This is a genomic window from Streptomyces sp. col6, from assembly GCF_008042035.1.
In the GTDB taxonomy this organism is placed as follows: domain Bacteria; phylum Actinomycetota; class Actinomycetes; order Streptomycetales; family Streptomycetaceae; genus Streptomyces.
Genome location: NZ_RDBL01000006.1, coordinates 526,625 through 551,704 on the forward strand (window position 1 = coordinate 526,625; position 25,080 = coordinate 551,704).

A 25,080-nucleotide genomic window follows, 5' to 3' on the forward strand; every position below is an offset into this window, starting at 1 on the left:
TCTGAGAGACTGGGCGCGATATGAACGAGACAGCGTCCTTGCGAGCCCGTGCCGAGATCGACCTCGCCGCACTCCGCGCCAACGTGCGCGTCCTGCGTACCCGGGCGGCCGGGGCGCAGCTCATGGCCGTGGTGAAGGCCGACGCCTACGGGCACGGCGCGGTCCCCTGCGCCCGCGCCGCGCGCGAGGCGGGCGCCGCCTGGCTCGGCACCGCGACCCCCCAGGAGGCCCTGGCCCTGCGCGCGGCCGGGCTCGACGGCCGGATGCTGTGCTGGCTCTGGACGCCGGGCGGGCCCTGGCGCGAGGCGATCGAGGCCGACATCGACGTGTCGGTCAGCGGCATGTGGGCGCTGCGCGAGGTCACCGATGCGGCGACGGCGGCCGGCCGGACCGCGCGTATCCACCTCAAGGCCGACACCGGACTCGGCCGGGCCGGCTGCCAGCCCGCCGACTGGCCCGAACTGGTCGCCGCCGCCCGCACCGCCGAGCGCGCGGGCACCGTCCGCGTCACCGGACTGTGGTCCCACTTCGCCTGCGCCGACGAGCCGGGCCACCCCTCGATCACCGCCCAGCTGGACACCTTCCGCGACATGGTGGCGTACGCGGAGAAGGCCGGCGTCGAGCCCGAGGTGCGGCACATCGCCAACTCCCCGGCGACCCTGACCGTCCCCGAGTCCCACTTCGACCTCGTGCGCACGGGGATCGCCATGTACGGCATCTCGCCGAGCCCGGAGGTGGGCACCTCCGCCGACTTCGGACTGCGGCCCGTGATGACGCTCGCCGCGTCCGTCGCCCTGGTCAAGCAGGTCCCGGCCGGCCACGGCATCAGCTACGGCCACCACTACACGACGCCTCGCGAGACCACGCTCGGCCTGGTGCCCCTCGGGTACGCCGACGGCATCCCGCGCCACGCGTCCGGCCGGGGCCCCGTCCTCGTCGGCGGGGTGCGGCGGACGATCGCGGGCCGGGTCGCCATGGACCAGTTCGTCGTCGACCTCGACGGCGACGAGCCGGCGGCCGGCAGCGAGGCGGTGCTCTTCGGTCCCGGCGACCGGGGCGAGCCGAGCGCCGAGGACTGGGCACAGGCCGCCGGCACGATCGCGTACGAGATCGTCACCCGGATCGGCGGCCGGGTGCCGCGCGTCCATCTGGGTGCGACGGCCGAGGGGGCCCCGGCCGGGTCCTGACCGGGGAAGCGGCCCTGACCAGGCACGATCTGAAGACGGCCCAGGCTCGGGCCGGGAGCGACCGACACGATCCACGAGGAGCGCGGCACGGTGAGCGACATCAGCACGGGGGACGTGGTGGCGACGGCGGCCGCCTCGGGAGCCGGCTGGCGCCGGGCGGGAATCGCCGGCGCCGCCATAGGTGTGATCGCCGCGGGCGCGGCGGCCGGGGTCGCCGTGGAGCGGCTGACGGTCGGCCGGGGTATGCGCAAGCGCGCCCGGCTCGCCCTGGACGCCACCGGCCCGTACGGCTCGCTGCGCGGGACGCCCGGCCGGGCCACCGCCGACGACGGCACCGAGCTGTACTACGAGGTCGACGAGGTCGATCCCCCCGACGGCGCCGCCCCCTCGGGCTCCCGCAGGCGCCGCCTCTTCGGGCGCAAGGCGCCCGCCCCGGTGACCGTCGTCTTCAGTCACGGCTACTGCCTCGGCCAGGACTCCTGGCACTTCCAGCGCGCCGCCCTGCGCGGGATCGTGCGCACCGTCCACTGGGACCAGCGCAGCCACGGGCGCTCCGAGCGGGGCCGCGCCCAGGCCCGCGCCGGGGGAGGGGTGCCCGTCGGCATCGACCAGCTCGGCCGCGACCTCAAGGCCGTCATCGACGCCGCCGCCCCCGAGGGCCCGCTCGTCCTCGTCGGCCACTCGATGGGCGGCATGACGATCATGGCGCTGGCCGACCAGTACCCGGAGCTGATCCGCGACCGGGTCGCCGCCGTCGCCCTCGTCGGCACGTCGAGCGGCCGGCTGAACGAGGTCAGCTTCGGGCTGCCCGTCATGGGCGTCAACGCGGTGCGGCGGGTGCTGCCCGGGGTGCTGCGGGCGCTCGGTTCGCAGGCGGAGCTGGTGGAGCGGGGGCGGCGGGCGACCGCGGACCTGTTCGCCGGGCTGATCAAGCGGTACTCGTTCGGTTCGCGGGACGTGGACCCGGCCGTCGCGCGGTTCGCGGAACGGCTCATCGAGTCCACCCCGATCGACGTGGTCGCCGAGTTCTACCCGGCCTTCGCGGAACACGACAAGAGCGCGGCCCTGCCCCTCTTCCGCGATCTCCCGGTCCTCGTCCTGGCCGGTGACAAGGACCTCGTGACGCCCAGTTCGCACAGCGAGGCCATCGCGGACCTGCTGCCGGACGCGGAGCTGGTGATCGTCCCGGACGCCGGGCACCTGGTGATGCTGGAGCACCCGGAGACGGTGACCGACCGGCTCGCCGACCTGCTGGTGCGGGCCGGGGCCGTACCGGAGTCCTCTAACGTTGGCGGGCATGGAACCGCAGAACAGCCCGGCGGCCGCTGAGGCCACCGCGTACGAGAACGTCCCCGGCGCCGTCACCGTCAAGCTGGCCGTCGACTCCCCCGAACAGATGCGGGCCCTGGGCCGCAGGCTCGCCTCCGCGCTGCGCCCCGGTGACCTCGTCATGCTCACCGGCGAGCTGGGCGCCGGCAAGACGACCCTGACCCGGGGCCTCGGCGAGGGTCTGGGCGTACGCGGCGCGGTGACGTCCCCCACCTTCGTGATCGCCCGCGTCCACCCCCCGCTCTCCGGCGGTCCCGCGCTGGTCCACGTCGACGCCTACCGGCTGGGCGGCGGGCTCGACGAGATGGAGGACCTGGACCTCGACGTCTCGCTGCCGGAGTCCGTGGTGGTCGTGGAGTGGGGCGACGGCAAGGTCGAGGAACTGTCGGACGACCGCCTCCAGGTGTTCATCGACCGCGCGGTCGGGGACACCGACGACGAGCGGCGCGCGGTGACGCTGGTGGGTGTCGGGGCGCGCTGGGCGGGGCTGCGGAACGAGTCCTGGGCGCCCTGGGGCTGAGACCGGCAGGTGTTTCCGACGCGGTGTCGGCAAAATGTTGCGCGGAACGGGGCAAGCGTGGTGACATGGAGGACGAGAGCGGGTTAGGTCTACCTAACCATGCCTTCCACCGGAGCCCCAGGAGGCGTCCATGCCGACACCCGAGCGCGAGCCGTCGCCGCGGCCGACGGTATCGATGACGGCCCTACTGGCCGCGAACGCGGCGGCGAACGCGGTGTCGACACCCCCGCGAACCCAGTCGCCCCCGCCGAAGCCCGAAAACGCGAAAAAATCCGGACGGGCAGCACACTCAAGCCCGTCCGGCGATTGAGGCCATCCGTGCCGAGGGCCCAGCGACGGCCCGCACGAAATCCAGGACAGCCCGCACAAGATCCAGCCCGTCCGGCGATTGAGGACATCCGTGGCGCGAGGCCGACACCGGCCCGCAGCGAAATCGAGCCCGTCCGGCGCCTGAGGACACCCGTCGGCGGGCCCGGGGCGCGCTACGCGACCACGACCACCTTCACGCCCACCGTGGCGAACCGCCACACCGCATCCCCGTCGGCCCGAGACATCCGTACGCCCCCCGCCTTCACCGTCGGGTCCGGCTCCTCCATCGACCCGTCCTGCGCGGCGCTGAAGCCGATCGTCACGTCGTTCACCGCGGCGAACCGCACCACGTGCTCGATCGGCACCCCGTCCGACCCCTTCACGCTGCCCGACCGCGAGGACACCGCGTAGCTGCCCGGCACCGCGCTCACCGAACCCGGCATCACCTTGAACGTCCGGGACGCCTTGCCCTTCGCGTCGACCAGCCACACCCGGCGGTCCTTCAGTGCGTACACGACCCGCATCCCGGTGCCCGAACCGGCGGGGACCGTGAGCGGGTCCTTCTTCGGCCTGGCCTTCCCGTGCCCGCCGGCCGGCGCCGACGCGCTGCTGGACGCCTTCGGCTTCGCCGCCAGGTCGTCCGGCACGTTGGCGGAGGCCTGGTAGGCCAGGAAGCCGACCGCCACGACGGCCGCCGCGGTGAGCGCGGCCACGATTCCCGAGCTGCCCCTTGCCACCGTGCGTGCCTCTTTCGCTGTCGTGTGCCGTCGGTGCGCGGGCCCGTGCCGTGCGGCGCGAGCGGCGACCCGTACGGCGCGAACCGTAAGTCGTACAAGCGTTTACACGTACTCCGCGTATACCCGGTGACGGTAGCAGCCGGGACCGCCCGTACCGGGACGCCGTACGGGGCGCGGGGCGGGCCGCGCCGGAGCCGTAGGCTGTTTGCGTGCTCTTGCTCGCAATGGATACCGCCACCCCCGCCGTCACCGTCGCCCTCCACGACGGGACCCGCGTCGTCGCCGAGTACGCCCAGGTCGACGCCCGCAGGCACGGGGAGCTGCTGCTGCCCGCCGTCGACCGGGTCCTCGCCGAGGCCGGGCTGAAACTCGACGCCGTGACGGACGTCGTCGTGGGCGTCGGCCCCGGCCCGTACACCGGACTGCGCGTCGGCATGGTGACGGCCGCCACGTTCGGTTCGGCGCTCTCCGTGCCCGTGCACGGCCTCTGCACCCTGGACGGCCTCGCGTACGCCGCCGGGACGGCCGGGATCGAGGGCCCCTTCGCCGTCGCCACGGACGCCCGCCGCAAGGAGGTCTACTGGGCGCGGTACGAGGACGCCCGCACCCGGACCGAGGGACCCTCCGTCGACCGGCCCGCCGACATCGCGGAACAGCTCGCCGGCCTGCCCGTCGTCGGCGCGGGCGCGGTGCTCTACCCCGAGGCGTTCCCGGACGCGCGCGGCCCCGAACACCTCGCGGCGGGCGCCCTCGCCGGCCTCGCCGCCGAGCGCCTGGCCGCCGGTGGGGAGCTGCTGCCGCCGCAGCCGCTCTACCTCCGCAGGCCCGACGCGCAGGTCCCGAAGAACTACAAGGTGGTCACCCCGAAGTGACCGTCACGACCGCGGTGCTGCGCGAGATGCGCTGGTGGGACATCGATCCGGTGCTCGCCCTGGAGCACGAGCTGTTCCCGGAGGACGCCTGGTCGGCCGGCATGTTCTGGTCCGAGCTGGCCCACGCGCGCGGCCCGGCGGCCACCCGCCGCTACGTCGTCGCCGAGGAGCCGGGCACCGGCCGGATCGTCGGGTACGCGGGCCTCGCCGCCGCCGGTGACCTCGCCGACGTACAGACGATCGCCGTCGCCCGCGACCACTGGGGCGGCGGGCTCGGCTCCGAGCTGCTGACCGACCTGCTCAGGCACGCCACGGCCTTCGAGTGCGCCGAGGTGCTCCTTGAGGTCCGCGTCGACAACACACGCGCCCAGAAGCTCTACGAACGCTTCGGCTTCGAACCGATCGGCTTCCGCCGCGGCTACTACCAGCCGGGCAACATCGACGCGCTCGTCATGCGCCTCCACGTACACGAAGACGTACAGGAAAACGGGACTGACTGATGGCTGACGAACCCCTCGTACTCGGTATCGAGACCTCCTGCGACGAAACCGGGGTCGGCATCGTCCGGGGGACCACGCTCCTCGCGGACGCCGTCGCGTCCAGCGTCGACACGCACGCCCGCTTCGGCGGCGTCGTCCCCGAGATCGCCTCCCGCGCGCATCTGGAGGCGATGGTCCCCACCATCGAGCGCGCCCTGAAGGACGCCGGCGTCAGCGGCCGGGACCTCGACGGCATCGCCGTCACCGCCGGACCCGGCCTCGCGGGCGCCCTGCTCGTCGGCGTCTCCGCCGCCAAGGCGTACGCGTACGCGCTGAACAAGCCGCTGTACGGGGTCAACCACCTGGCGTCCCACATCTGCGTCGACCAGCTGGAGCACGGGCCGCTGCCCGAGCCCACCATGGCGCTCCTGGTCAGCGGCGGGCACTCCTCGCTGCTCCTCGCGCCCGACATCACCAACGACGTCCGGCCGCTGGGCGCGACCATCGACGACGCGGCCGGCGAGGCGTTCGACAAGATCGCCCGGGTGCTGGACCTCGGCTTCCCCGGCGGCCCGGTCATCGACCGGCTCGCCCGCGAGGGCGACCCGGCCGCCATCGCCTTCCCGCGCGGCCTGACCGGCTCGCGCGACCCCGCGTACGACTTCTCGTTCTCCGGCCTGAAGACGTCCGTCGCCCGCTGGATCGAGGCCAAGCGCGCGTCCGGCGAGGAGGTGCCGGTACGGGACGTGGCCGCGTCCTTCCAGGAGGCCGTCGTCGACGTGCTCACCCGCAAGGCCGTCCGCGCCTGCAAGGACGAGGGCGTCGACCACCTGATGATCGGCGGCGGCGTCGCGGCCAACTCCCGGCTGCGCGCGCTCGCCCAGGAGCGGTGCGAGCGGGCCGGTATCCGGCTGCGCGTGCCCCGCCCCAAGCTGTGCACCGACAACGGGGCGATGGTCGCCGCGCTCGGCGCCGAGATGGTCGCCCGCAACCGGCCCGCCTCCGACCTGGAGCTGTCCGCCGACTCCTCGCTGCCCGTCACCGAGACCCACGTCCCGGGCGCCCACACGCACGACCACGACCATGTGCACGAGGTCAGCAAGGACAACCTCTACTCATGAGCGCCCCCGTCACCGCCCTGATGTGGGAGGCCCGCGCCGCCGAGGGGCGCGGCGACGACCTCCTGGACTGGGCCCGCGCCCGCGCCGCCGAGCTGCCGCGGATCCCGCTGCGCAGCGAGCTGCTTCGCGCCCCGCAGGACCGGGTCCTGGTCATCACCTGGTGGCGGGGCGGGTACGCCGACGAGCTGCCGGAGCTGCCCGAGCCCGATCAGGACCTCGTCACCCGGCCGGTCCACCGCTGGCGCTTCGAATCGCTGGGAGCGGAGTTTGACGACAGGCCCTAGCCCCGGCACGTCGATGAGTTCCGGGCGCCCGCGCGGTCTACCCTTCACGGCACTTTGCCCCTGTACGTGAGGAGAGGACCATGCAGAAAGTCACCACGTTCCTTTGGTATCCGAAGGGCGTGATCGAGGAAGCGGCCGACTACTACGTCTCCGTCGTCGGCGGCGACTCGCGCGTCCTGGAGACCACCCGCTGGACCGCCGCGAGCCCCGGCGAGGAGGGCACGGCGATGACCGTACGGTTCCAGCTGGACGGCGCGGAGTACGTCGCGTTCGACGGCGGGCCCGAGATCACCTTCAACGAGGCCGCCTCGCTCTCCGTCGAGTGCGACTCGCAGGAGGAGGTGGACCGCCTGTGGAACGAGCTCACCTCCGGCGGCGGGCAGGAGATCCAGTGCGGCTGGCTCAAGGACAAGTACGGCCTGTTCTGGCAGATCGTCCCGCCGGGCCTCGGTGACGCCCTGACCGACCCGGACCCGGAGAAGGCCGCCCGTGCGATGAAGGCCATGCTCGGCATGAAGCGCCTGGACATCGAGGCCATCCGCAACGCCTGATCCCCGTGCGGTAATGGGGGCCAGGGGTGCTCGATAGGGTCTGCCCCATGTCCCCTCGCTCCGTGCTGCCGCCGCCCCCGCCGCCCGTGGAGATACGCGCCTGGCCCGACCGGGACGCGCTGCTCGCCGACCGGTCCTTCCTGCTCGGTGTGCTGGTGAAGGCGCACCTCGGCCCCGGCCGGCTCGGGCTGCTGTGGCTGTGGGGGGCGGTCGGCGCGCTCGGCTGGTCGCTGACCGGGACGGCGTTCATCAGCTTCGAGCAGTCGTACGACCCCCTCGGTGCGATCTTCGGCGTGGTGATGCTCGCCCTGGGCGCCGCCGTCCTGCTGCCCGCGCTGATCCTGCTCGTCGTCGGGGTGCGCCGGGACGTGGCGGTGCGGCGGCTGCTCACGCAGTGGGGCGAGCTGGACCGCGACCCGGCCCGCGACGCCGGTCTCCGGCTGCCCGGCCTCAGCCTGGTGTGGCTGCTGGCGTCCTTCGCGCTGGGCGCGTTCGGGCTGTACGCCTGCGTCGCCGTGCCCGCGGGCGCGGTGCGGGGCCAGGACACGTACGGGCTGATGGCGCTGATCATGGGGATCGGGTTCCTGGCCTGGATCGTCGGCCTCATCGGCGTCTTCAAGGCGTTCTGGCACCGCCGCTGGATCGTCCGCACGCTGACCGGGACGGCCGCGCCCGAGCCGCTGCCTGCGTGGGGCGGCGGCGCCCACCGCTGACCCCGGCGCCCTACCCTTGGCGTGTACACGCGCGGCGTGGTGGCACGCCGGCACAGGGGGAGGACGTTCATGGAGTGGTACTGGTGGGTGCTCATCATCTTCTGGACCGGGGGCTTCGGCTGGCTCGCCGACAACGTCCGTACGGCGCTGCGCAACCGGCACAGCCGCAAGCTCGAACTGCTGGAGGCCGGCCGGCAGGAACGCCTCGCGGTCGAGGCGGCGAACCGGCCGCCCGAGCCCGTCTGCGGCTGCACGCACCACCTCGCCAAGCACGACAAGCGGGGCAAGTGCCATGAGCGGGTCGAGGTGCCGACCGCCTGGGACGAGCAGAAGAAGCCCGTCCGCTTCGAGGCCGGTCAGTGCAACTGCCAGCAGTACGTAGGCCCTCAGCCGCTCTCGCAGGTGTACGCGGAGGACCTCACCGACCTCGCGTGACGCGTTCGGCCGCCTCCGTGTGAGCCACCCGGGGGACCCCGCGTGCCCGGCGGCGGTGTCGAGCCCCCCGCCCTCGGTCGTACTGGCAGGATCCGGCGCCATGCAGCCAGTACGACAAAAGGACAAATTGGCCATGAATGGGCGTGAACCGGGTGCGGTGACGGGCGTGCGGCAGCGGGGGCGGCAAGGACGGGGCCACCTGCGGCGCCGGCCGGGTTACGCGGTCCTGGCCGCGCTCCTGGTCGCCGCCGCCGCGTCCGGCTGCGCGGCCGGGGACGGCGACCGGGCCGCCGTCCGGAGCGCGAAGCTCCAGGCCGGCCAGGCGGGCGCGCCGGCGGAACCGGCGGCCGGGGCGCTGGGCACCCGGGCGGCACAGGCGGAGCGGGCGAAGCTGGCCCAGGCCGCACGCGCGGTCGCTGCCAAGAAGTGGGGCCTGGCGGGCACCCCGCTCGCGGCGCCCGTACCGCCCGTGAAGAAGCCGCACCTCACGACCCGCAAGGGCTTCGAGGTGGAGGGTCAGGACGACTCGCTGCCGCCGGTCTTCACCCGGGTCCCCACCACGGACAAGGTCGTCTTCCTGACCATGGACGACGGGGACGACAAGGACCCCGAGCTGCTGAAGATGATGTCGGAGCTGAACATCCCGTACAGCGCCTTCCTCACCGACTACCTGGTGCGCGACGACTACGCGTACTTCAAGGACGCCCAGTCCCGCGGGCTCACGCTCAGCAACCACACGCTCAACCACCGCTACATGCCGGGCCTGTCCCACGAGGAGCAGAAGCGCGAGATCTGCGACCAGCAGGACATCATGGAGCAGCAGTTCGGCAAGCGGCCCCGGCTCTTCCGGCCGCCGTACGGCAACTACAACACCGACACACTGAGGATCGCCAAGTCCTGCGGCATCACCGCCGTGCCGCTGTGGGAGGCCGAGGCGTTCCCCGACCACATGGAGTGGCGCGAGGAGGACCGGAAGCTGCACCCCGGCGACATCATCCTCACCCACTTCCGCGGCACGAAGGACTGGAAGGGCAGCATGCCCGACCTGATCCGGTCCGTCATGAAGGTCGTCACGGACCAGGGCTACGCCGTGGCCCGCCTGGAGGACTACGTGTAGGGAGGGGCGGTGTGCGCGCGAGCCGCCCCGGGCGCGTGCGCGTCCTCGTAGGCGCTGTGCCAGGCCGTCACCGTGAGGACGAGCAGCACGCACACGCCGATCAGCTGAACGACGCCCGCGATCGGCAGCCCGTGGCGCAGCAGCACCACCCCGATCAGGCAGGCCACCGCCGTGACGGCGGCGAGGACGAGAGTGCCGGACCAGTCCATCCCGGGCGGTCCGGCCTCCGCCATGTCCGGGTTCGGCGGCCGGGGGTCGGAGCCCGTGTACGCGTAGAAGAGGACCGCGCTCACCAGCGACTCCAGGGCGATGAGCAGCACGCCGAGCACCACGTCGAGGCAGCCGGTCACCACCGGGCCGGGGCGCGAGGGGGCCGGGCGGTCCGTGCCGGCGGATCGTATGCGCATCCCGCCACCGTCCACCGGAACGGACCGGGCGGCCCCGGCGTTGTCCCTACGGTGTCCGGAACGTTGCACGGCCGCAGCCGTACGGGGCCCGCAGGCCCCCGCGTACGCCACGAGGGGCGTGAATTGGCACTCCGCTTGACCGAGTGCTAATCGCAGTCATAGTGTCAGTGCTGGCACTCCCCACTGGAGAGTGCCAGCAGTACTGTGCGACCGGCAGGTCCGGCACCCGCGACGACGGGCTCACCTGGTCGCCCTACCCAAGACTGTTAAACCCCGTGAGATCTCCGAAGGGGGAGACCGGATCGTGTCGACCGCCAGCTCCAAGGTTGCGATCAAGCCGCTCGAGGACCGCATCGTGGTCCAGCCGCTCGACGCCGAGCAGACCACGGCCTCCGGCCTGGTTATCCCGGACACCGCCAAGGAGAAGCCCCAGGAGGGCGTCGTCCTGGCCGTGGGACCGGGCCGCTTCGAGAACGGCGAGCGCCTGCCGCTCGACGTCAAGACCGGCGATGTCGTGCTGTACAGCAAGTACGGCGGCACCGAGGTGAAGTACAACGGCGAGGAGTACCTCGTCCTCTCGGCTCGCGACGTGCTCGCGATCATCGAGAAGTAATTCACCCACGTTTGCTTCTGTTCTGCGCCCCTGGCCCCCTGCGACATCACTAGCCGGGCGGCAGGGGCGCAGTTCTTGTTTTTGAGAGGACAGTTCAGCTCCATGGCGAAGATCCTGAAGTTCGACGAGGACGCCCGTCGCGCCCTCGAGCGCGGCGTCAACAAGCTTGCCGACACGGTGAAGGTGACGATCGGCCCCAAGGGCCGCAACGTCGTCATCGACAAGAAGTTCGGTGCCCCCACCATCACCAACGACGGTGTCACCATCGCGCGCGAGGTCGAGCTGGACGACCCGTACGAGAACCTCGGTGCCCAGCTGGTGAAGGAGGTGGCGACCAAGACCAACGACGTGGCCGGTGACGGTACGACCACCGCCACGGTCCTCGCCCAGGCGCTCGTCCGCGAGGGTCTGCGCAACGTCGCCGCGGGCGCCTCCCCGGCCGCCCTGAAGAAGGGCATCGACGCCGCGGTCAAGGCCGTGTCCGATGAGCTTCTGGCGACCGCCCGCCCGATCGACGACAAGTCCGACATCGCCGCCGTCGCCGCGCTCTCCGCGCAGGACGCCCAGGTCGGCGAGCTCATCGCGGACGCGATGGACAAGGTCGGCAAGGACGGTGTCATCACCGTCGAGGAGTCCAACACCTTCGGTCTGGACCTCGACTTCACCGAGGGCATGGCCTTCGACAAGGGCTACCTGTCCCCGTACATGGTGACCGACCAGGAGCGTATGGAGGCCGTCCTCGACGACCCGTACATCCTGATCCACCAGGGCAAGATCGGCTCGATCCAGGAGCTGCTGCCGCTCCTGGAGAAGGTCATCCAGGCCGGTGGCTCCAAGCCGCTGCTGATCATCGCCGAGGACGTCGAGGGCGAGGCCCTGTCGACCCTGGTCGTCAACAAGATCCGCGGCACGTTCAACGCCGTCGCCGTGAAGGCCCCCGGCTTCGGTGACCGCCGCAAGGCCATGCTCGGCGACATCGCCACCCTCACCGGTGCGACCGTCATCGCCGAGGAGGTCGGCCTCAAGCTCGACCAGGCCGGTCTGGACGTGCTGGGCACCGCCCGCCGCGTGACCGTCTCCAAGGACGACACCACCATCGTCGACGGCGGCGGCAAGTCCGACGAGGTCGCCGGCCGGGTCAACCAGATCAAGGCCGAGATCGAGGCCACGGACTCCGACTGGGACCGCGAGAAGCTCCAGGAGCGCCTGGCGAAGCTGGCCGGCGGTGTGTGCGTGATCCGCGTCGGTGCCGCGACCGAGGTCGAGCTCAAGGAGAAGAAGCACCGTCTGGAGGACGCCATCTCCGCGACCCGCGCCGCGGTCGAGGAGGGCATCGTCTCCGGTGGTGGCTCCGCCATCGTCCACGCCGTCAAGGTCCTTGAGGGCAACCTCGGCAAGACCGGCGACGAGGCCACGGGTGTCGCGGTCGTCCGCCGCGCCGCCGTCGAGCCGCTGCGCTGGATCGCCGAGAACGCGGGCCTGGAGGGTTACGTCATCACCTCCAAGGTCTCCGAGCTCGACAAGGGCCAGGGCTTCAACGCCGCGACCGGCGAGTACGGCGACCTGGTGAAGGCCGGCGTCATCGACCCGGTCAAGGTCACCCGCTCCGCGCTGGAGAACGCCGCGTCCATCGCGTCGCTGCTGCTCACGACCGAGACGCTGGTCGTGGAGAAGCCGGCCGAGGAGGAGCCGGAGGCCGCGGGCCACGGCCACGGTCACTCCCACTAGCGTGTAGCTTTTGCGCAAGCGTGAGGCCCGGCGCCCCCTCGGGGGTGCCGGGCCTTCCGCTTTGCGCGGGGCGCGTTCGGCTCCGCCGGCGCATCCAGCCTGACCGGCGGTAACCCAGCCCCTCCGGCGTTTGAGGAGCGGGGTCCGGGGCGGAGCCCCGGGGGCGCTGCCCCCGAACCCCCGCGCCTCAAACGCCGGCGAGGCTGGAAGTTCCGGCTGGACGCGCCCGGCGAGGCTGGACGCACCGGCGAAGCCGGTTCCGGTTACGCCGAGCGGCTGAGCGCTGCCGGGTGTACCGGGTCCGCGAACGGGCGGCCCGCCGCGTAGCGTTCCAGTTCGTCCAGCGCGTGGTCGGTCATGCGGTGCAGCTCGTTGCCGAGGGAGCCCGCCACGTGCGGGGTCAGGAGGACGTTCGGGAGCTCGTACAACGGGGAGTCCGCGGGCGGCAGTTCGGGGTCCGTCACATCCAGTACGGCGTGCAGCCGGCCCGGGACCAGTTCGCGCAGCAGGGCCGCCTCGTCGATCAGGGAGCCGCGGGCGGTGTTGATCAACGTCGACCCGGTGCGCATCAGCGACAACTGGCGGGCGCCGATCATGTGGTGGGTCTCGGGGAGCTGGGGGGCGTGCACCGAGACGACGTCGGCGCGGGCGCACAGCTCGTCCAGCGCGACCGGTTCGACGCCGAGGCGCGCCGCCTCCTCCGCGGTGACGAAGGGGTCGTACAGCAGGACCCGCAGGTCGAAGGGGCGGAGCAGCTCGACGACGCGGCGGCCGATGCGGGAGGCGCCGACGATGCCCACCGTGCGGTGGTAGTTGCCGGCCCCGTCCAGCTCGGCGCGCCAGTCGTGGTCGGCGCGGACCTCGCGGTAGACGTGCGCGGAGTGCGGGACGCGCTTGTTGGCGAGGAGGATCGTGGCCAGCGTGTACTCGGCAACGGGCAGGGCGTTGGCCCCGGCCGCCGAGGAGACGGCGAGGCCGCGTTTCCAGCAGGCGTCCGTGAGGTGGTGCTTGACGGACCCGGCCGCGTGGACGACCGCCTTGAGGCGGGGTGCGGCGGCGAGGATCCGGTCGGTGAGCGGGGTGGCTCCCCAGCAGGTGAGGAGGACCTCGGCCTCGGCGAGGGCGGCGGCGACGCGGGGGTCCGGGCCGGCCAGGTCGTGGGCGACGAGGGCCGGATCGGTACGGGCGAGGGCCGTGAGCCGTTCGCGGTGGCGCGGCTCGAAGAGGCGCTCGTAGATGTCCGGGCCCATCGCGAGCAGGAGCGAGGGCCGGTGGGCGGAGGTGGGCTGCATGGTGATGGGGCTCCCTAGAACGCGGTGGGCTACTTGACGCTGCCGGCGGTGAGTCCGGCCTTCCAGTGCCGCTGAAGGGAGACGAAGGCGACGATCAGGGGGATGACGGCGAGGAGGGAACCGGTGACCACGAGCGGGTAGAAGCCGGGCTCGCTGTGGGTGTTGGTGTTCCAGGAGTACAGCCCGAGGCTCAGCGGGAAGAGCTTGCGGTCCGAGAGCATCACCAGCGGAAGGAAGAAGTTGTTCCAGATCGCGGTGAACTGGAAGAGGAACACCGTCACGAAGCCCGGCATCATCATCGGCAGCCCGATGGAGAAGAAGGTGCGCAGCTCGCCGGCGCCGTCGATGCGGGCGGCCTCCAGGGCCTCGGCGGGGATGTAGCCGGCGGAGAAGACCCGGGCGAGGTAGACGCCGAAGGGGTTCACCAGGACGGGGATCAGCACCGACCAGTACGTGTTGACGATCCCGATCTTGCTGGCCAGCAGGTACATGGGCAGGGCCAGCGCCGTCGTGGGCACGAGCACGCCGAGCAGGACGAGCCCGAACAGCTTCTCCTTGCCCCGGAACTCGTACTTGTCGAAGGCGTACCCGGCCGCGACGCAGATCAGCGAGCAGACGACGGCGCCGGCTCCCGCGTACAGCAGGCTGTTCCCGTACCAGCGGAAGTAGACCCCGTCCCCGTAGGACGCGATGTCGGAGAGGTTCTTCGAGAGGTCGAAGCCCTCGAAGGAGAAGGTGTCCCCGGCCAGCAGCGAGCCGGTGTCCTTGGTGGCGGCGGTGACCAGCCAGATCAGCGGGAAGAGCATGTAGAGGACGGCCAGGAGCAGGGCTCCGTTGACGGCGGCCTTCGACAGCCAGGGGTTCTTGCGGGTCGTGGTGCTCATGCGTGCGCGCCCTTCCGGCCGGTGAGGCGGGTGACGACGAAGGACAGCAGGGCGGCGGCGAGCGCGAGGAGTACGGAGGCGGCGGCCGCAAGTCCGAAGTCGTTGCGGGAGAAGGCCGCGGTGTAGGCGTACATGTTCGGTGTCCAGGAGGAGGAGACGGCGGACCCGGAGCCGGTGTTGAGGATCAGGGGTTCGGTGAACAGCTGGAGCGAGCCGATGATCGTGAAGAGCACGACCATCAGGACCGAGGAGCGGATCAGCGGGAGCTTGATGCTGAACGCGATGCGTCCGCCGCTCGCCCCGTCCACCGTGGCCGCTTCGAGCACCGAGCGGTCGATGGCCTGCAGCGCGGCGTAGAAGATCACCATGTTGTAGCCGAGCCACTCCCACAGCGCGATGTTCACGATGGAGGGCAGCGCGCCGCCGGGGGAGAAGAAGTCGAAGCCGATGCCGCCTGAGTGCATCGCGGAGACGACGGGGCTGAGGCCCGGCGTGTAGAGGTACAGCCAGATCATCGCGGCGATGATGCCGGGCACGGCGTGCGGCAGGAACAGGGCGAGCTGGAAGAACCGCTTGGCGCGGGCGAGCGCCGAGTCGAGCAGCAGGGCGAGCGCGAGGGCTCCGCCGACCATCAGCGGGATGTAGAGCGCGCAGTAGCCGAGGAGGACGAGGAAGCCGTCGCGGAAGACCCGGTCACCCAGCGCCGCCGTGTAGTTGCCGAGGCCGGTGAAGACCGTCTCGGAGCCTCCGAAGCCGAGCCCCGACTGCTGTTCGGTGAAGAGGCTGAGCCAGACCGCGTAGCCGATCGGGATCAGCATCACGGCGGTGAACAGGACGAAGAACGGGGTCAGCAGGGTCGCGGCGGCGCGGGTGCGGGCCTTCATCCGGTCAGCCCTCGACCTTCAGGCCGCGCTTGGACAGCTCGGCGACGGTCGCGTCGTGGGCGGCCTTCACGGCGTCGGGGATGGTGGTGCCGCCCCCGGCGACCTTGCCGAACTGGTCCTTGAGCGTGGTGTTGGTGGTGCCCATCGAGGGGCCCCAGGTCCAGCCCTGCTTGATGGCGGAGCCGCCGTCCTCGAAGACCTGGTAGATGTCCTGGCCGCCGTAGAACTTGGTGTCGAACGCCTTCTTCGCGGCCGGGCGCAGGGAGAGCGCGGCCGGGAACGCGCTGGAGGTGCCGGAGGAGATACGGGCCTGGATGCCGTCCTCCGTGGTGGTCATCCAGGTGGCGAACTCGACGGCCGCGGCGGCCTTCTCGCTGTTCTTCGGCACGGCGAAGGTGGTGCCGCCGAGCATCCCGCTGGCGGGCTTGCCGTCCCAGGTCGGGATCGGGGCGACGGCCCACTTGCCGCTCTGCTCGGGCAGGGTGCCGCCGAGGACGCCGCCGCCCCAGGAGGCGCCGAGGTAGCCGATGGTGCCGCCGGTCTTCAGGGAGTTGGTCCAGGCGGGGGAGAAGGAGGCGTCGCTGCGAACCAGACCGCCCTTGACCAGGCCCTGCCAGTAGTCGGCGACCTTGGTGGTGGCGGCGTCGGTGGTGCTGACCTTCCAGGTGTCGCCGTCGGCCTTGAACCACTGGGCGCCGGCCTGCCAGACCATCGCCTCGAAGGTGGTCGGGTCGTCCGGGAAGAAGGTGCCGATGCGAGCCTTGGAGTCGGCCTTCTTGACCTTCTCGGCGGCGGACTTGAACGCGTCCCAGGTCTTGGGGACCTCGATGCCGTACTTGGCGAACAGGTCCTTGCGGTAGAAGAAGGCCTGCGGCGCGGCGTCGAAGGGGACGGCCCAGGTCTTGCCGCCGAGGGTCGTCTGCTCGACGGCCTGCGGGAGGAACTTCTTCCGGGTGTCCTCGGTGAAGTACTTCCCGATGTCCTGGAAGCCGCCCTGGCTGACGTACTCGGGGAGCTGCGGGTACTCGACGGAGACCAGGTCGGGGGCGTTGCCCGCCTTGATCGCGTTGGAGATCTTGGCGTAGCCGCCGGCGTTGCCTGACGGGGTCTCCTCGAACGTCACGTGGATGTTCTTGTGCGAGGCGTTGAACGCGTCCACGACCTCCTTGGTGCCCTTGGCCCAGCCCCAGAAGGTGATGTTCACGGGCTTGGCGGCGGTGCCCGTGCCGCCGCCGTCGGAGTCGTCGCCGCTCCCGCCGCAGGCCGTGACGACGGCGAGGGCGGTGACGGCTCCGGCTATGGAAAGAGTCGTTCTGCTCCAACTGCGGTTCACGGCGTAGCTCCTGAATCAGCGGCGACATTGACGTTGGGCGTGATCCTTGGCCCAGCAATGTCCGAAGTCAAGAGCGAAAGATTGATTGATCGAGAAAAGATCAGAACGTTATCGAGCGGTCGAAGCCCGCACCCGCAGACGCGGGAGCAGTGCCAGGTGCTGGCCCGGCTCGTCCTCCTGCTGCCCGGTGCCGAGTCTGCTGACCAGCAACTCCGTTGCGTAGCGACCGATTTGACGCTTGGGCGGGCTGACGGCGGTCAGCGGGATGTCGCCGAGCGCGGCCACCTCGTCGTCGTACGCGATCACCGCCAGGTCCTCGGGCACGCGCACCCCGAGGTCGGACAGCCGCTGGATCAGGTGGATCGCGTCCACGTCGTTGTGCACCAGCGCGGACGTGGCCCGGCCGGAGACCACCGCGTCGCGCACCTCCCGCACCGCCTCGTCGAAGCGGACCGGGTCGACCTCGGGGCCGGACGTCCCGATCATCGCCGGGGCCCCGGTGTGCCCCAGCACCGCCAGCGCGTCCTCGTACCCGGCGCGCACCGCGAGCGCGGTCGGGCTGTCGGCGCGGGCGACGAGGAGCGGGGTGCCGTGGCCCAGGCCGACCAGATGGCGCACGGCGAGAAGGACCCCGTGCCGGTGGTCGGAGCAGACCCGGTCCAGGCCGTCGAGGGGCGACCCGGGTGCGGGGGTGCGCTCCAGGAGCACGGTGGGCACCGGCAGCCCGGCCATCCAGTCCCCGTACGCGGCCTGGTCCTCGGCGCCCCGCCAGGCCGGGGCGATGAGCAGCCCGTCGGCCCCGGAGGCGAGCAGCCCCTCGGCGCGCGCCCGGTCCTCCTCGGGGCGGTAGTCGGAGATCCGCAGGACCAGGCGGGCCCCGGCGCGGGCCGCCGCCTCGTGCGCCCCGCGGATGACCTCCGCGAAGTAGTACGTCGCCGACGGCGCGATCAGCCCGATCACCGGGCCGCCCGCCGGGCCGGGCGCGGCGGGGGAAGCGGCGTCCCGGGGCCAGGAGACCGATCCGTGGACGCGGTCGAGCAGCCCGCGCTCGGCCAGCGCCTCGACATCGCGGCGCACGGTGACGGGGGAGACCCCCAGCAGGCCGGCCAGATCCGAGACGCGGGCCGATCCGCGCTCCCGTACCAGGGCCAGAAGTCGGTCGTGACGTTCAGCAGCACTCTCGCGCACGGCGGCGGCCCCCTTGTGGATCGCGATCTGATGGCTCGGCTGACCAGACCCTAGGGTCTCCGGTTCGGGTCAGGCCGGGCTCGCACCGCTGACCCTAGTGCAGTGTGATCGATTGACGGAAGTTTCGATCATTCGCTACTCCCTCCCTTGACGTTCGATCAATCCGCGGTTCAGGATTCCTGGCGACGCCGAAGTCCGCCTCCAGGGGAGCATCATGCCCACGACGAGCCCGTACACGGGACGCACCCGTGCCGACTGGGAGCGGTCGGCCGACCAACTGCTGCTCGCCGTACGCCCCTACGCCTCGCCCCGGCACGGCCGCATCGACCTCCCCGGCCCCCGGCCGAGCTGGTCCGGACCCGTCTCCGACGGCCTCGAAGGCTACGCCCGCACCTGGCTGCTCGCCGCGTTCCGGGTCGCCGGGGCACGCGGCGAGGACCCGCACGGATTCCTCGGCCGGTACGCCGAAGGGCTCGCCGCCGGTACGTCGGAGCCGGAAGGCGGTCCCGACGCCTGGCCGGGGATGGCCGGCACCCCCCAGGCCGTCGTCGAATCCGCCTCCGTCGCCCTCGGCCTGCGCCTCACCCGCCCCTGGCTCTGGGACACCCTCGACGACGCCACCCGGCAGCGCGCCGTCGACTGGCTGCTCCCCGCCCTCGGCCCGTCCCCGGTGAACAACAACTGGTGGCTGTTCGGGCTCACCGTCGCCGGCTTCCTCCAGGACGCGGGCATCGAGACCGACCGGGCCCGGCGCACCATCGACCGCGCGCTGGAACGCGTCGAGGACTGGTACCTGGGCGACGGCTGGTACAGCGACGGGCCCAACCGCTCCTTCGACCACTACAACGCCTGGGCGATGCACTTCTACCCCGTCCTGCACGCCCACCTCGCCGGCGACCGGGACCTCCTGGCGCGCTACGGCCCCCGGCTGCACCGCCAGCTCGACGACTACAGCCGGATGTTCGGCGCGGACGGCGCCCCCATGCCGTTCGGCCGCTCCCTCACCTACCGCTTCGCCGCCGCGGCCGCCCCCTGGCTCGGCGCCCTGACCGGGTACACCCCGCTCACCCCGGGCGCCACCCGCCGCCTGGCCTCGGGCACCCTCGGCTACTTCCTCGACCGGGGCGCCACCGACCGGGACGGCCTCCTCACCCTCGGCTGGCACGGCCCCTACGCGCCCATGCTCCAGACGTACTCCGGCCCCGCCTCCCCGTACTGGGCCTCCAAGGGCTTCCTCGGGCTGCTGATGCCCCCGGACCACCCCGTCTGGACGGCCGTCGAGGAGCCGCTGCCCGCCGAGAGGGAGGACGCCGTGACCGTCCTCGGGCCGACCGGCATGCTCCTCCAGTCCACCGCCGCGGACGGCCTGGTCCGGCTGCACAACCACGGCTCGAACCACGTGGGCGACGACGAGGACCCCGGCTACGCCCGCTTCGCGTACTCCACCCGTACCGGGCCGACCCACGGCGACGCCGTACGCGACAACCACTTCGCGCTGATCCTCGACGGCGCACCCACGGCCCGCCCCACCGCCGGCCCCCTCGGCCCGGCCGCCTCCGCGCACACCCCGCGCCCCGGCGTCCGTGTCGTCTCCGCGACCCTGGCCCACGGCCGCGCGGAGGTCCGCGCGCACCTGGTCACCGGCGCACCCGGGGGCACCCCCGTGCGCCAGACGGGCTGGGCCACGGGCGACCCGGCGCTCACCGCCCAGCTCCACCCGGTCCACGGCTACGACGGCGAGGCCCGCGAACTGCCCGGCGGGGCCACCATGTTCGGCGAGACCTCCGGGCTCCTCGCCGTCGATGGCGTCACCACCGGGCCCCGGTCCCTCTTCGTGTCCCTCGCCTCGCTCACCGGTGAGGCGGAACCGGCTGCCGTCGCCACCCTCGCGGACATCCGTGTCCAGAGCCCTCACGAGATCCACGCGACCTGGCACGACGGCACCACCGCCGTACTGCGCCTTCCGGGGGAGTGAGGGGCGGGCCTGCCGCGCCTACTGGGGTCCGTACTTGCGGCCCGTCCGCGAGGTCAGCCCTCCGAGCAGGCTGCGGGGTGTCAGCTTCACCGCCCCCATCAGGACCTTGTAGCGCGGGTCCGGGACCGACACCGACTTCCCGCGCGCCAGGTCCGCGAGCGCCGCGCTCACCAGCTTGTCCGCGTCGAGCCACATCCAGCCCGGGATGTTGCCCGTGCCCATCCCGGCGCGCTGGTGGAACTCCGTACGCACGAAGCCGGGGCACAGCGCCATCAGCCGCACCCCGGACCCGGCCAGGTCCTTCGCCGCACCCTGGCTGAACTGCACGACCCACGCCTTGGACGCCCCGTACGTGCCGCGCGGCACGAACGCCGCGACCGAGGCCACGTTGACGATGCCGCCCCGGCCGCGCTCCTTCATCCCGGCCGCGGCGGCGGAGGTCAGCCGCAGCACCGCCTCGCAGTGCACCTTCAGCATCGCCAGCTCGTCGGCCATCGGGACGTCCAGATAACGGCCCTTGTTGCCGAAGCCGGCGTTGTTCACCAGCAGGTCGACCGGCCGCCTGCGGTCACCGAGCCGCTCCTCGACCGCGCCGATCCCCTTGTCCTCGGACAGGTCGGCCCTGAGCACCTCGGCCTCGATGCCGTGCCGGTCGTGCAGCTCGGTCGCCTGCTCGCGCAGCCGCTCCGTGTCCCGGGCCACCAGGACCAGGTCGTACCCGTCGGCGGCGAGCCGCCGGGCGAAGGCGGCACCGATGCCCGCCGTCGCGCCCGTGATCAGTGCAGTCGTCATACGCGGCACGTTAGAGCATCCGGAATCGGCGCCCCATGCCCCGTTCGCCGCCCGTGCTTTCCCCGTCAGGAGGCGGCGAGCCCCGCCTCGTACGCACGCGCCTTGCGCAGCGCCTCGGGGTGCAGGGCCGCGCCGGCCGGCAGGAGCAGCGGCAGCAGATCGCGCCGGGTCGTCACGGCCCGGAACTGCAGTTCCACCGTCACCTCGTGGTCCGGCCGGTGCACGATCTCGACCGGGTCACCGGCCCGGACGGTGCCCGCGGCGACGACCCTGAAGTACACCCCGGGGGCGGCCGCCTGTGTGAACCGCTTGACCCAGCGGGCCTCGCCGAGGTGGCCGGCGAAGGTGCGGCAGGGAATCCGCCCGGAGGTGACCTCCAGGACCAGTTCGTCCCCGATCCGCCAGCGCTCGCCGATCAGGGTCTCGCCGAGCCGCACCCCGGCGGTGGTGAGGTTCTCGCCGAAGCAGCCGTTGCGCAGCGGCCGGCCCAGCTCCCGTTCCCAGACGTCCAGGTCCTCGCGGGCGAAGGCGTACACGGCCTGGTGCGAACCGCCGTGGTGGCGCAGGTCGCACACCGCGTCGCCGGCGAGACCGCTGCCGCCCACGCCCTCGGGCCCCGGGTCGGCTACCCGCACCGGCCCCTCGACGGGGTGCTTGTCGATCCCGGTCCTGCCGCCCGGGGCATCGGTGTAGGACGCCGCCGTGGGACGCCCCGCGTTCACGGTCAGCACAGTCATCGCGGTCATACCGGAACGTTAACCAATGCCACCCCAAAGTCGCGCGCGAATAATTCGCTACGTTCCCAAGCATCGCTTATGATCGAAGGGTGATCGAAGCCCGCCACCTCCGCGTCCTGCGCGCCGTGTCCACCACCGGCTCCTTCTCCGCCGCCGCGCGCGAACTGGGCTGCACCCAGCCCGCGGTGAGCCAGCAGATGAAGGCCCTGGAGTCCTCGGCGGGGACCACGCTGCTCATCCGTACGGGACGCGAGATGCGGCTGACGCAGGCGGGCGAGGCGCTCGTGCGGCACGCCTCCGGCATCCTCGCCGGGCTCACCGCCGCCGAGGAGGAGGTCGCCGCCATCGCCGGGCTGCGGGCGGGCCGGGTGCGCCTCGTCTCGTTCCCCAGCGGCAGTTCGTCCCTGGTCCCCGGCGCCCTCGCCGCGCTGCGCGCCGCGCACCCCGGGACGCGGGTGTCCCTCGTGGAGGCCGAGCCGCCCCGGTCCGTGGAGATGCTGCGCGACGGCGACTGCGACATCGCGCTGGCCTTCCGGTACGGCGAACCGGGCGTCGAGTGGGACGACCTGGTGGTGCGCCCGCTGCTCACCGACCGGCTGACCGGCCTCGTCCCCGAGGGGCACGCGCTGGCGGAGCGGGACGCGGTGGGCATCGCCGAACTCGCCGGTGAGTCCTGGATCGCCGGGTGCCCCCGGTGCCGCAGGCAGCTGGTGGAGGTGTGCGAGGAGTCCGGGTTCACCCCGCGCATCGACTTCGCCACCGACGACTACCCGGCGGTGATCGGCCTGGTCGGCGCGGGCCTGGGTGTCGCCGTGCTGCCGTCGCTGGCCATCGAGTCGGTACGCCCGCGGGGGGCCAGGACCGTCACGGTGGAGCCGGCCATCGAGCGCGAGATCGTCGCGCTGACCCTGCCCGACCTGGCACGCGTCCCGGCCGTGGCGGCCACCCTGGACCAGCTGGCCCTGGCGGCTGCCCGCTGAATCCGGCTACCGGCCACACCTCCAGCCTCGCCGGCGTTTGAGGCGCGGGGCCCGGGGCGGAGCCCCGAAATCCCAGCCCTCCGGCGCTTGAGGAGCGGGGGCCAAGGGGGCCCGGGGCGGAGCCCCGGTTTCGGGAAGGTTTCCGACTCAGCACGGTTTCGAGGGGACAAGCAATGGCCGATTTCTCCCGCCTTCCCGGACCCAACGCCGATCTGTGGGACTGGCAGCTGCTGGCGGCCTGCCGCGGGGTCGACAGCTCGCTCTTCTTCCATCCCGAGGGGGAACGCGGAGCCGCCCGGAGCGCACGCGAGACCTCCGCGAAAGAGGTGTGCATGCGGTGCCCCGTACGCGCCGAGTGTGCGGCGCACGCCCCATCAGCTCCTCGCGCTCGTCCTCGGTCAGCCCGCCCCACACCCCGTAGGGCTCGCGGACGGCCAGGGCGTGCGCCGCACACTCGGCGCGTACGGGGCACCGCATGCACACCTCTTTCGCGGAGGTCTCGCGTGCGCTCCGGGCGGCTCCGCGTTCCCCCTCGGGATGGAAGAAGAGCGAGCTGTCGACCCCGCGGCAGGCCGCCAGCAGCTGCCAGTCCCACAGATCGGCGTTGGGTCCGGGAAGGCGGGAGAAATCGGCCATTGCTTGTCCCCTCGAAACCGTGCTGAGTCGGAAACGTCGTCGTCGTTCGTCGTGGACCGTGTCCGTCGCGAACCGCGTCCGTCGTGGACCGGGCTCGTCGTGGACCTGCTCGTCGTGGGTGGGTGCTCGTCGATGACCGTGTACAAGACCGTACATCTACGGTGTTAGTAGATGTAAATATGACTGATTGCGAATCTAGCCACAGACACCAGCAAAAGGGAAGAAATCCCGCTAAATGGGGCACGAGTGCATCAAAAGTTTCGGTTGACGACTGGACGACTCGTGGCGCTCTCCTCCGTGAGCGCTTCCTCACGTAGAGTGCCGAACTCGGTCTTCCCACCCGTAACTCTTTCGAGTGACCATCGTTGAGAGTGCGGAGGCGGTTGGCAGAAAGAGCGATCGGGCAGATGTCCGAGAGCGTCAACCGCACAGGTGACGACTTGTAACAGCCTGGAGGCTCAAGGTGACGCGCATCAGCTGCGGAGGGCGGTCATGACATCCGTCCTCGTCTGCGACGACTCCCCGCTTGCCCGAGAAGCGCTCCGTCGCGCGGTCGCGACCGTGCCCGGCGTCGAGCGGGTGACGACGGCCGCCAACGGCGAGGAAGTCCTCCGCCGCTGGGGTGCCGACCGTTCGGATCTGATTCTCATGGACGTACGCATGCCCGGTCTCGGGGGGGTGGAGACGGTCCGGAGGCTGCTCTCCGCCGACCCGGGGGCCCGGATCATCATGCTGACCGTCGCCGAGGACCTGGACGGCGTCGCGCTCGCGGTCGCCGCCGGCGCCCGCGGTTATCTGCACAAGGACGCCTCCCGGGCCGAGCTCCGGGCGACCGTCACCCAGGCCCTGGCCGACCCGACGTGGCGGCTCGCCCCGCGTCGGCTGCGGTCGGCCGAGATGGGTGCGGCGCCCACGCTCACGGCGCGCGAGATCCAGGTCCTCGAAGGGATGAGCCACGGCCGCTCCAACGCGGAGATCGGCCGCGAGCTGTTCCTCTCCGAGGACACGGTGAAGACGCACGCCCGGCGGCTGTTCAAGAAGCTCGGTGCGTCGGACCGGGCCCACGCGGTGGCCCTCGGCTTCCGGTGGGGCCTGGTCCGCTAGGGCCTGGTCCCGGCGGGGGGTGCGGCGCGAGCCGTACCCCGCCGACGGAGGCCGCCGCTCCGGCGGTATGTGACGCTTCCCGGCCGATGCCGCATCCTTGAGACGTGGAGTTCCTCGGGAACGATTCGGTCGAGCGGAAGGGGAGGGCGCAGGACATGACTTCCGGCGCACCCGCTCATAACGCTTCGGTGCACAACTACGGACGCGGTGCCGCGGATGAAGCGGCACCGGGGCACCATGGTTCGATGCGCGACGACGGAACGACGGTGATCGGTGCCCTGGTGCACCGCGCCGTCGAGGGCGACGCGCAGGCCACCCACGATCTGCTGGCCCACGTCCACCCGCTCGCGCTGCGCTACTGCAGGTCCCGGCTGAACCGGCTGCCCGGTGACGCCCGTCACTTCGTCGAGGACCTGGCGCAGGAGGTCTGCGTCGCGGTCCTGATGGCGCTGCCGCGCTACAAGGACACCGGCAGACCCTTCGAAGCCTTCGTCTTCGCCATCGCCGGTCACAAGGTGGCCGATCTCCAGCGCGCCGCGATGCGGCACCCGGGGTCGACCGCCGTGCCCTCCGACGAGATGCCGGAGCGGCCCGACGACTCGCTCGGCCCCGAGGAGCGCGCGCTGCTCAGCAGCGACGCCGCCTGGGCCAAGAAGCTCCTGGCCAACCTGCCGGAGAACCAGCGCGAGCTGCTCGTGCTGCGCGTCGCCGTCGGGCTGACCGCCGAGGAGACCGGGCAGATGCTGGGCATGTCCCCGGGCGCCGTCCGGGTCGCACAGCACCGCGCGCTGAGCCGGCTGCGGGCCCTCGCCGAGCAGTGAGCCGCGGCCCTCGGAGACGTACGCCACTGCCGTAGGAAGCTACAGAACCTGC

General features: G+C 72.0%; 26 protein-coding genes and 2 pseudogenes. 18 read left to right on the forward strand and 10 right to left on the reverse strand.

From position 1 onward, the window contains the following. Positions 1 to 20: 20 nt before the first annotated feature. The 3 genes from alr (at position 21) to tsaE (ending at position 3,036) form a co-directional block, all read left to right on the forward strand. Entirely contained in the window at positions 21 to 1,187 is a 1,167-nt protein-coding gene (alr, locus tag EAO73_RS06520; RefSeq protein ID WP_147970476.1) for an alanine racemase, read from the forward strand. A 90-nt stretch (positions 1,188 to 1,277) separates the two neighbouring features. Then, the gene (locus EAO73_RS06525; RefSeq protein ID WP_147970477.1) at positions 1,278 to 2,516 is read left to right on the forward strand and encodes an alpha/beta fold hydrolase; all 1,239 of its coding nucleotides are present in this window, start codon (positions 1,278 to 1,280) and stop codon (positions 2,514 to 2,516) included. Next, positions 2,485 to 3,036: a tRNA (adenosine(37)-N6)-threonylcarbamoyltransferase complex ATPase subunit type 1 TsaE gene (tsaE, locus tag EAO73_RS06530; protein ID WP_147970478.1), complete on the forward strand. Its 552-nt coding sequence runs from the start codon at positions 2,485 to 2,487 to the stop codon at positions 3,034 to 3,036. Before EAO73_RS06525 ends, tsaE begins: the two co-directional genes overlap by 32 nt. 482 nt (positions 3,037 to 3,518) lie before the next feature. Here the strand turns inward: tsaE and EAO73_RS06540 are convergent, their stop codons facing one another. Further along, positions 3,519 to 4,058: a hypothetical protein gene (locus EAO73_RS06540; RefSeq protein WP_147971418.1), complete on the reverse strand. Its 540-nt coding sequence runs from the start codon at positions 4,056 to 4,058 to the stop codon at positions 3,519 to 3,521. A 248-nt stretch (positions 4,059 to 4,306) separates the two neighbouring features. Here EAO73_RS06540 and tsaB point away from each other — a divergent pair, with 248 nt between their 5' ends. The 8 genes from tsaB (at position 4,307) to EAO73_RS06580 (ending at position 9,654) form a co-directional block, all read left to right on the forward strand. Next, a complete protein-coding gene (gene tsaB, locus EAO73_RS06545; protein WP_147971419.1) occupies positions 4,307 to 4,954 on the forward strand; it encodes a tRNA (adenosine(37)-N6)-threonylcarbamoyltransferase complex dimerization subunit type 1 TsaB in 648 nt (215 codons plus the stop codon). After that, a complete protein-coding gene (rimI, locus tag EAO73_RS06550) occupies positions 4,951 to 5,454 on the forward strand; it encodes a ribosomal protein S18-alanine N-acetyltransferase (RefSeq protein ID WP_147970480.1) in 504 nt (167 codons plus the stop codon). The genes tsaB and rimI overlap by 4 nt, the downstream gene beginning before the upstream one ends. Continuing rightward, on the forward strand, positions 5,454 to 6,554 hold the full coding sequence (gene tsaD / locus EAO73_RS06555; protein WP_147970481.1) for a tRNA (adenosine(37)-N6)-threonylcarbamoyltransferase complex transferase subunit TsaD: 1,101 nt from the start codon (positions 5,454 to 5,456) through the stop codon (positions 6,552 to 6,554). The genes rimI and tsaD overlap by 1 nt, the downstream gene beginning before the upstream one ends. Further along, a complete protein-coding gene (locus EAO73_RS06560; RefSeq protein ID WP_147970482.1) occupies positions 6,551 to 6,838 on the forward strand; it encodes a hypothetical protein in 288 nt (95 codons plus the stop codon). The genes tsaD and EAO73_RS06560 overlap by 4 nt, the downstream gene beginning before the upstream one ends. An 80-nt stretch (positions 6,839 to 6,918) precedes the next feature. Further along, positions 6,919 to 7,389 carry a VOC family protein gene (locus EAO73_RS06565; RefSeq protein WP_147970483.1) on the forward strand — a complete coding sequence of 157 codons (471 nt, stop codon included), beginning with the start codon at positions 6,919 to 6,921 and terminating at the stop codon, positions 7,387 to 7,389. Positions 7,390 to 7,436: 47 nt separating this feature from the next. Next, positions 7,437 to 8,102: a hypothetical protein gene (locus tag EAO73_RS06570; protein ID WP_147970484.1), complete on the forward strand. Its 666-nt coding sequence runs from the start codon at positions 7,437 to 7,439 to the stop codon at positions 8,100 to 8,102. Between the two features lie 69 nt (positions 8,103 to 8,171). After that, the gene (locus tag EAO73_RS06575) at positions 8,172 to 8,537 is read left to right on the forward strand and encodes a hypothetical protein (RefSeq protein ID WP_147970485.1); all 366 of its coding nucleotides are present in this window, start codon (positions 8,172 to 8,174) and stop codon (positions 8,535 to 8,537) included. A 100-nt stretch (positions 8,538 to 8,637) separates the two neighbouring features. Beyond that, a complete protein-coding gene (locus EAO73_RS06580) occupies positions 8,638 to 9,654 on the forward strand; it encodes a polysaccharide deacetylase family protein (protein ID WP_412074564.1) in 1,017 nt (338 codons plus the stop codon). Here EAO73_RS06580 and EAO73_RS06585 read toward each other — a convergent pair. Beyond that, entirely contained in the window at positions 9,645 to 10,061 is a 417-nt protein-coding gene (locus EAO73_RS06585; protein ID WP_224756191.1) for a DUF6234 family protein, read from the reverse strand. The two genes, EAO73_RS06580 and EAO73_RS06585, sit on opposite strands and share 10 nt — an antisense overlap. Positions 10,062 to 10,365: 304 nt before the next feature. Between EAO73_RS06585 and groES the strand changes: the two genes are divergently transcribed. Both groES and groL read left to right on the forward strand, forming a co-directional pair. Continuing rightward, complete coding sequence (gene groES, locus EAO73_RS06590) at positions 10,366 to 10,674, forward strand: co-chaperone GroES (RefSeq protein WP_018101172.1); 309 nt, start codon at positions 10,366 to 10,368, stop codon at positions 10,672 to 10,674. A 102-nt stretch (positions 10,675 to 10,776) separates the two neighbouring features. Next, on the forward strand, positions 10,777 to 12,402 hold the full coding sequence (gene groL / locus EAO73_RS06595) for a chaperonin GroEL (RefSeq protein ID WP_018519251.1): 1,626 nt from the start codon (positions 10,777 to 10,779) through the stop codon (positions 12,400 to 12,402). Positions 12,403 to 12,665: 263 nt separating this feature from the next. Here the strand turns inward: groL and EAO73_RS06600 are convergent, their stop codons facing one another. The 5 genes from EAO73_RS06600 to EAO73_RS06620 form a co-directional block, all read right to left on the reverse strand. Continuing rightward, entirely contained in the window at positions 12,666 to 13,694 is a 1,029-nt protein-coding gene (locus EAO73_RS06600) for a hydroxyacid dehydrogenase (RefSeq protein WP_147970486.1), read from the reverse strand. Between the two features lie 29 nt (positions 13,695 to 13,723). Beyond that, entirely contained in the window at positions 13,724 to 14,578 is an 855-nt protein-coding gene (locus EAO73_RS06605) for a carbohydrate ABC transporter permease (protein ID WP_147970487.1), read from the reverse strand. Further along, positions 14,575 to 15,462, reverse strand: a complete 888-nt coding sequence (locus tag EAO73_RS06610) for a carbohydrate ABC transporter permease (RefSeq protein WP_147970488.1) — start codon at positions 15,460 to 15,462, stop codon at positions 14,575 to 14,577. The genes EAO73_RS06605 and EAO73_RS06610 overlap by 4 nt, the downstream gene beginning before the upstream one ends. A gap of 4 nt (positions 15,463 to 15,466) precedes the next feature. Then, positions 15,467 to 16,795: an ABC transporter substrate-binding protein gene (locus tag EAO73_RS06615; protein WP_147970489.1), complete on the reverse strand. Its 1,329-nt coding sequence runs from the start codon at positions 16,793 to 16,795 to the stop codon at positions 15,467 to 15,469. Between the two features lie 108 nt (positions 16,796 to 16,903). Continuing rightward, entirely contained in the window at positions 16,904 to 17,983 is a 1,080-nt protein-coding gene (locus EAO73_RS06620; RefSeq protein WP_147970490.1) for a substrate-binding domain-containing protein, read from the reverse strand. A 214-nt stretch (positions 17,984 to 18,197) separates the two neighbouring features. On the opposite strand from EAO73_RS06620, the gene EAO73_RS06625 reads away from it, so the two are divergent. Next, the gene (locus tag EAO73_RS06625) at positions 18,198 to 19,958 is read left to right on the forward strand and encodes a DUF2264 domain-containing protein (protein WP_147970491.1); all 1,761 of its coding nucleotides are present in this window, start codon (positions 18,198 to 18,200) and stop codon (positions 19,956 to 19,958) included. Positions 19,959 to 19,976: 18 nt separating this feature from the next. Here EAO73_RS06625 and EAO73_RS06630 read toward each other — a convergent pair whose 3' ends face one another. Together EAO73_RS06630 and EAO73_RS06635 are read right to left on the reverse strand one after the other, a co-directional pair. After that, positions 19,977 to 20,750 (reverse strand): SDR family NAD(P)-dependent oxidoreductase, encoded by a 774-nt coding sequence (locus EAO73_RS06630; RefSeq protein ID WP_147970492.1) that lies wholly within the window; start codon positions 20,748 to 20,750, stop codon positions 19,977 to 19,979. Positions 20,751 to 20,815: 65 nt separating this feature from the next. Continuing rightward, positions 20,816 to 21,487, reverse strand: a complete 672-nt coding sequence (locus EAO73_RS06635) for an MOSC domain-containing protein (RefSeq protein WP_191134012.1) — start codon at positions 21,485 to 21,487, stop codon at positions 20,816 to 20,818. An 89-nt stretch (positions 21,488 to 21,576) separates the two neighbouring features. Here EAO73_RS06635 and EAO73_RS06640 point away from each other — a divergent pair, with 89 nt between their 5' ends. Further along, positions 21,577 to 22,467 (forward strand): LysR family transcriptional regulator, encoded by an 891-nt coding sequence (locus EAO73_RS06640; protein WP_147970494.1) that lies wholly within the window; start codon positions 21,577 to 21,579, stop codon positions 22,465 to 22,467. A 173-nt stretch (positions 22,468 to 22,640) separates the two neighbouring features. Further along, positions 22,641 to 22,838, forward strand: a pseudogene (locus EAO73_RS06645) (WhiB family transcriptional regulator); the annotation flags it as partial. Here the strand turns inward: EAO73_RS06645 and EAO73_RS06650 are convergent. Continuing rightward, positions 22,792 to 23,103, reverse strand: a pseudogene (locus tag EAO73_RS06650) (WhiB family transcriptional regulator); the annotation flags it as partial. The pseudogenes EAO73_RS06645 and EAO73_RS06650 overlap by 47 nt on opposite strands. 492 nt (positions 23,104 to 23,595) lie before the next feature. Here EAO73_RS06650 and EAO73_RS06655 point away from each other — a divergent pair. Together EAO73_RS06655 and EAO73_RS06660 are read left to right on the forward strand one after the other, a co-directional pair. Further along, the gene (locus tag EAO73_RS06655) at positions 23,596 to 24,207 is read left to right on the forward strand and encodes a response regulator transcription factor (protein WP_003948568.1); all 612 of its coding nucleotides are present in this window, start codon (positions 23,596 to 23,598) and stop codon (positions 24,205 to 24,207) included. Positions 24,208 to 24,452: 245 nt separating this feature from the next. Next, positions 24,453 to 25,028: a sigma-70 family RNA polymerase sigma factor gene (locus tag EAO73_RS06660; protein WP_018101160.1), complete on the forward strand. Its 576-nt coding sequence runs from the start codon at positions 24,453 to 24,455 to the stop codon at positions 25,026 to 25,028. Positions 25,029 to 25,080: the final 52 nt, after the last annotated feature.